Origin of the sequence: Microcystis sp. M049S2, from assembly GCF_020245625.1 — a bacterium.
GTDB classification, from domain to species: Bacteria; Cyanobacteriota; Cyanobacteriia; order Cyanobacteriales; family Microcystaceae; genus Microcystis; species Microcystis ichthyoblabe_A.
Genome location: NZ_JADBUN010000014.1, coordinates 1 through 4,273, shown reverse-complemented (window position 1 = coordinate 4,273; position 4,273 = coordinate 1). Strand labels below are relative to the sequence as shown.

Below are 4,273 nucleotides of genomic sequence, written 5' to 3'. Positions count from 1 at the left end.
CAAATCTTTTAATAACTGTTGGCTATCACCACCGTTATTAAGATTAATCCCCAAAGCCGCTAAATCCGCATCTACCATTAATTTTACCAGTCCCTCGAACGTCACCGACGGCTGCCAACCTAATTTCTCTCTGGCTTTTGTGGAATCTCCTATTAATAAATCCACTTCCGCTGGACGCAAATAACGTTGATCAAACTCCACATAATCCTGCCAATTTAAATTAACGTATTGGAAAGAAATATCGAGAAACTCCCGGATAGAATAGGTTTCATTGGTCGCCACCACATAATCATCTGGTTCTTCCTGTTGTAACATTAACCACATCGCCCGCACATAATCCTTAGCATAACCCCAATCCCTTTTAGAATCGAGATTTCCTAAATAGAGTTTTTTCTGTTGTCCGGCAATAATTCGGGCCAAAGCGCGGGTAATTTTGCGCGTGACAAAAGTTTCTCCCCGCCGGGGGGATTCATGGTTAAATAAAATGCCGTTACAGGCAAATAAGTCGTAGGATTCCCGATAGTTGATTGTTTGCCAGTGACCGTAAACTTTCGCGCAAGCGTAGGGACTGCGGGGATAAAATGGCGTGGTTTCTTTTTGGGGAACTTCCATGACTTTCCCGAACATTTCCGAGGAACCTGCTTGATAGAAACGCACTTCGATGCCGGTTCTTTTTTGGTAATCCCGAATTGCTTCTAGTAGTCTTAAGACACCCACACCGACAGCATCAACGGTGTATTCTGGAGCATCAAAACTAACTCGCACATGGGATTGGGCCCCTAAATTATACACTTCTACCGGTTGCACTTGTTCGAGGATACGCCGCAGGGTTGTCCCGTCGGTGAGGTCGCCATAATGAAGAAATAATTTAGCATCGGGCTGGTGGGGGTCAATGTAGATATGATCGATGCGATCGGTGTTAAAAGTTGAAGTACGACGGATGATACCGTGGACTTCGTAACCTTTTTCTAATAATAATTCGCTTAGATAGGAACCATCTTGACCGGTGATGCCGGTAATTAGGGCGCGTTTAGCTTCAGTCATCAGTAATTTACCTAATCGGAAAGAATAAAGACCATATAAAGAGTCTGACTGCTTATAGCACACTTTAGTCACTGGGGACAAGTTTGGCTAGGTTGACAGGGGACAAAAAGATGAATTTATTTTTTATCCAGGCTGCATAGATTCTAAATGGTTCTGACAATTTTCTCGAAATTTTCTGACTTGAAATTCCTTGACTTTGGTTAATTGATAATTATCTTTTCCCATGGCGAGGGAAAATTTGGCTTCGGTGTCATCAAGTAAATTTTTGGAGATAGCTTTCCACTGTTCTTGCGTCTGCCAATGGACAATGATAATTAATTCTTCCTCGATGGCGGGATTAATCCAAAGCTCCTTACCTAAAAAACCAGGTTGTTTTGCTAAAAACTTTGTCCAAATTTCTTGATCTTTTTGGATAAATTTTTCTCGTGCTTCGGGTTTAACTTGAAATTCTAACCACTCAATGACCATATTAATTATCTCCTATTTTTTGGTTTTGATCAAGAATTCTTCTGTGAGTTTCATAAAAGCTTTAGAACCACTAGAAGAGGGCATGGCTGCTACCGCAGGCACGAACATATCCACAGCTTTAGCTACATTAACATCCATAGGAATCGCATTAGCAAAAATTTGATGGGCTTGAAAATCCTGTTGTACCCGGCGCATGACTTGATTATAGTAGCGACTGAGTAAACCACCACCGGAAAGAATAAAAACTATACCGAGTAAACCGGGGTTAATAGGGTCAGTTTCTTGATGACTAGCTTTCAGTTTAACTATTCTTCTTTCTAATAGCTGAATGCCAACAATTGATAAAGGTTCGGGACGGGCGGGTAGTAAATAAAAATGACTGCTACATAGACCACTACGAGTTAAAAGATTATAGCCCGGAGCGCAATCCATGATAATATAATCATAACGGTCTTGAATGGGGTCAATGATTTTTTGAATTAGGATTCTTTCTAGGTTGTTCCAAGCATGATCAAAGCCTAAGTCTTCCTGTAAAATTGCTTGATGGTGCAGGGTTTCTGAGACGACATATTCATCATAAAGCTCGATGTCTCCCGGCAGTAGATCTAAGCCTTGAATTTCACAGACTGAGGGTACAATAATATCATCAATAGTTAATTTATTGTAGGGATTGGGTTTGATAATTGCTTCTAATAAATAGCTTAAAGTGCGTTTTTTGCGACGCAGTTGAGCGAATTCGTGGGGGGACATTAAACTAAGAGTCGCACTGATTTGAGCGTCTAAATCGAGGACAAGGACTCGTTTTTGCTGAAATTTAGCTAAACAGGTGGCAAGATTGACGGTAAGAGTAGTTTTTCCTACTCCTCCTTTCATATTAACGGTGCTGATGACAGTGGCCATTAGGGGAGTTCCTTTCTAGTTAACCGATGGAATATCTCGACGTAAAACCTGCCCGTTGGGAGCCATAATCAGAGGAGGTAAACTGGTAATATTGATCACTTCTTGGGTTTTCATGTCGTAGGTAGTGTAAACTGTCTCCTGTTGATGGGGATTAATATCGACAATTGTTAGGGTTTTTCTGGGTGCTTGTTCACTGTTCAATAACCGTCGCGGTCCACTGCCTAAAGCTCCCGCGTGTAATAATTGTAATTGCCCCCGTTTACCCGGATAGTAAGCGTGAGCGTGGCCGCTAATATAAGTATGCACCTGATAGCCCTCTAAAAACGCTCTTAATCCCTCGGCATCGGCTAAATAATCCCCCAGTCGATTTCTGCCTACGGCAATACCGTAGAGGGGTAAATGACCGATTACTAGCCGCATTTTAGCATTTTTAGCGTCGCTACTACTCAAGTTTTTTGCTGCCCAATTTAGTTGTTCCCGAGAGATTAAATGAGTGGAGGCATCCCAAACTAGATAGAATATACCATTTTGAGTGAAAGTATAATAAAAAGGAAAGCCGGTTTTATCGATAAAATTTAAACTTGTATTATGTTGGGGGTTTTGCCAATAATCTTGGGCCAATTTTCTCTCCTTAGCATAGATAAATTTTCCTGCGGATAAAGCTCCAGAAGCGTCATGATTACCGATGGTAAAACCAAAAGGTATTTTAGCAGCTCGCAGGGGCGCGGCGATATGGCGATCAAAGGCTGACCACATGGCGTTAATTGCTGCCTCTGTCAAGCTGCTTTTTTGTCCTGCCACCATATCGCCACCACAGAGGACCAGATCAGGTTTATGATTGATAATTAAAGAGATAGCTCGATCGATTTCGGGATCGTAAGTAGTGGAACCGTATTGACTATTAAGGTCACTAATCACGATTATCTTGACTTTTTTAGCCTTTTGTGCTTGTTTAACAGCCGACTCAGGGGGATTTTTGGAAGTAACAGGCTGTAAAATTTGATGAGCGCAAGCTGCCAAGCTAAAACCGCCTAAACTGCCACTAATAAGCAAAAATTTACGGCGTTGCATAGGATATCAATCTCGTCTTTAATTGAGGTCACGTCAGTTAGTGTAGCAATTTTTGTCCCTTCGATCGCTTTTTTGTTGATCATCCCAATTAACCATCAGGAGATAACTTGACAATTCTTTTAACTTCTTTTGCACCTTGGTTATGCCATCACCGGAGTAATTCTTCCGATGATTTGTTAGTATCTATTCAAGATAATTGTCCAAAAAATCTTTTATTTTTGCGTCAACTTCCCGTTAATACCCATCGAGCCAGTGAACGATTTGTTAAAGCTATTCAAGACAAAAAAACCGATTTAGTTATTTGTTGTGGTATGGCAGAAAGTCGTTATCGTTTAAGTTTAGAATCTCAGGCTAGGAGTAGTACAAAAAAGTTATTGACACCAATTCCATTGCCAGATTTAATTAAAAACCTTAACTATAGTTATATCAGCGATAATGCTGGTCAGTTTGTCTGCGAAGAATTATATTTTCAAGTCTTAAAATATCATCCGAGAGCCTTATTCGTTCATGTGCCGCTTTTAACTGACAAAAATTTTACTATTATTCAAAGAGATTTTCAGAAAATTATCACCCTTAGTCGTTAACTCATATAATTTGAGAGTAAGTTTCAAGGGAAAAAGGATATAGTGGTATTTTGCCATAATTGCCCTCCTCGACTTGAGAGCGCACCTGAGTCTAATAAATCTGATTACCACGTCGGGCAAATTCTTCTTGGCTGTAGAGGGGTGGTCGTACTATCATTAACCGGTTGCAACTTTTGCCCCTCTATTTTAACCTAAACATTGGCAAT

5 protein-coding genes are annotated in these 4,273 nt (G+C 40.6%); 1 reads left to right on the top strand and 4 read right to left on the bottom strand.

Features of this window, described 5'->3' with window-relative positions; genetic code table 11:
• From gmd to IM496_RS01405, 4 genes are all read right to left on the bottom strand, one after another.
• A partial coding sequence (gmd, locus tag IM496_RS01420) for a GDP-mannose 4,6-dehydratase (RefSeq protein ID WP_287661015.1) occupies window positions 1–1,044 on the bottom strand: 1,044 nt, incomplete at its 3' end.
• A 123-nt stretch (window positions 1,045–1,167) separates the two neighbouring features.
• A complete protein-coding gene (locus tag IM496_RS01415) occupies window positions 1,168–1,512 on the bottom strand; it encodes a TIGR03792 family protein (RefSeq protein ID WP_287661014.1) in 345 nt (114 codons plus the stop codon).
• A gap of 12 nt (window positions 1,513–1,524) precedes the next feature.
• Window positions 1,525–2,412, bottom strand: a complete 888-nt coding sequence (locus tag IM496_RS01410; RefSeq protein WP_193956835.1) for a ParA family protein — start codon at window positions 2,410–2,412, stop codon at window positions 1,525–1,527.
• A gap of 15 nt (window positions 2,413–2,427) precedes the next feature.
• Window positions 2,428–3,483, bottom strand: a complete 1,056-nt coding sequence (locus IM496_RS01405; protein WP_194016802.1) for a metallophosphoesterase family protein — start codon at window positions 3,481–3,483, stop codon at window positions 2,428–2,430.
• A 107-nt stretch (window positions 3,484–3,590) separates the two neighbouring features.
• Here IM496_RS01405 and IM496_RS01400 point away from each other — a divergent pair, with 107 nt between their 5' ends.
• Window positions 3,591–4,067 carry a pyroglutamyl-peptidase I family protein gene (locus IM496_RS01400; RefSeq protein ID WP_287661013.1) on the top strand — a complete coding sequence of 159 codons (477 nt, stop codon included), beginning with the start codon at window positions 3,591–3,593 and terminating at the stop codon, window positions 4,065–4,067.
• The last annotated feature ends 206 nt before the right edge of the window (window positions 4,068–4,273 follow it).

Bases quoted from the DNA above. Each gene is read 5' to 3' on its own strand.
- IM496_RS01415 (WP_287661014.1), bottom strand. From the start codon at position 1,512: ATGGTCATTGAGTGGTTAGAATTTCAAGTTAAACCCGAAGCACGAGAA.
- IM496_RS01410 (WP_193956835.1), bottom strand. From the start codon at position 2,412: ATGGCCACTGTCATCAGCACCGTTAATATGAAAGGAGGAGTAGGAAAA.
- IM496_RS01405 (WP_194016802.1), bottom strand. From the start codon at position 3,483: ATGCAACGCCGTAAATTTTTGCTTATTAGTGGCAGTTTAGGCGGTTTT.